Annotated in this window: 1 protein-coding gene and 1 pseudogene; both read left to right on the forward strand. The window is 63.9% G+C overall.

Annotated features, from left to right (window positions below):
• Positions 1 to 906 (forward strand): acetaldehyde dehydrogenase (acetylating) (locus C7402_RS46095; RefSeq protein ID WP_116615305.1); only part of this gene is annotated, 906 nt, incomplete at its 5' end.
• Between the two features lie 4 nt (positions 907 to 910).
• Positions 911 to 1,338 (forward strand): annotated as a pseudogene (locus C7402_RS46100) (4-hydroxy-2-oxovalerate aldolase); the annotation flags it as partial.

Genomic DNA, 1,338 nt, shown 5'->3' on the forward strand with positions numbered 1-1,338 from the left:
ATCGGCACGGACCTGATGATCAAGATCATGCGCAACAGCCAGCATCTGGAGATGGCGGCGATGGTCGGCATCGACCCGAACTCCGATGGCCTGGCGCGCGCCGCGCGCCTGGGCGTGGCGACCACGCATGAAGGCGTGGAAGGGCTCACGCGTTTGCCGGTGTTCAACGACATCGACTTCGTGTTCGACGCCACTTCCGCCGGTGCGCACGTGAAGAACGATGCGCTGCTGCGCAAGCTGAAGCCCTCGATCCGCGTGATCGACCTTACGCCCGCGGCCATTGGCCCGTACTGCGTGCCGGTCGTGAACCTCGACGCGCATATCGACGCGCCCAACGTCAACATGGTCACGTGCGGCGGGCAGGCCACGATTCCGATGGTCGCGGCCGTCTCGCGCGTGGCGAAGGTGCATTACGCGGAAATCGTCGCCTCGATCAGCAGCAAGTCGGCGGGCCCCGGCACGCGCGCGAACATCGACGAGTTCACTGAAACGACGTCGAAGGCCATCGAAGTGGTGGGCGGCGCTGCAAAGGGCAAGGCCATCATCGTGCTGAATCCTGCCGAGCCGCCGGTGATGATGCGCGACACCGTGTACACGCTCTCGGAGATGGCCGACCGCGAGAAGGTCGAGCAGTCGATCGAAGAGATGGTCGCGAAGGTGCACGCCTACGTGCCGGGTTATCGCCTGAAGCAGAAGGTCCAGTTCGACGAGATTCCCGCGAACGCGCCGCTCAACATTCCGGGCCTCGGCAAGTTCAGCGGACTGAAGACTTCAGTGTTCCTCGAAGTGGAAGGCGCCGCGCACTATCTGCCCGCTTACGCAGGCAATCTCGACATCATGACTTCCGCCGCGCTCGCCACCGCCGAACGCATGGCGCAAACGCTTCTGAGCGTGCAAGGAGCCTAAGGCGATGACTAACCCGAGCAAGAAACTCTACATCTCCGACGTGACGCTGCGCGACGGCAGCCACGCGATTCGCCACCAATACTCGATCCAGAACGTGCAGGACATCGCCCGCGCGCTGGACAAGGCGAAGGTGGACAGCATCGAGGTCGCGCACGGCGACGGCCTGCAAGGCTCCAGCTTCAACTACGGCTTCGGCGCGCACAGCGACCTCGAATGGATCGAGGCCGTGGCCGACGTGGTCAAGCACGCGCAGATCGCTACGCTTTTGCTGCCGGGCATCGGCACGATTCACGACCTGAAGGCCGCGTACAACGCGGGCGCGCGCATCGTGCGCGTGGCCACGCACTGCACCGAAGCCGACATTTCGAAGCAGCACATCGAATACGCGCGCGAACTCGGCATGGACACCGTGGGCTTCCTGATGATGAGCCA

Origin of the sequence: Paraburkholderia unamae, assembly GCF_003096875.1 — a bacterium.
GTDB classification, from domain to species: domain Bacteria; phylum Pseudomonadota; class Gammaproteobacteria; order Burkholderiales; family Burkholderiaceae; genus Paraburkholderia; species Paraburkholderia unamae.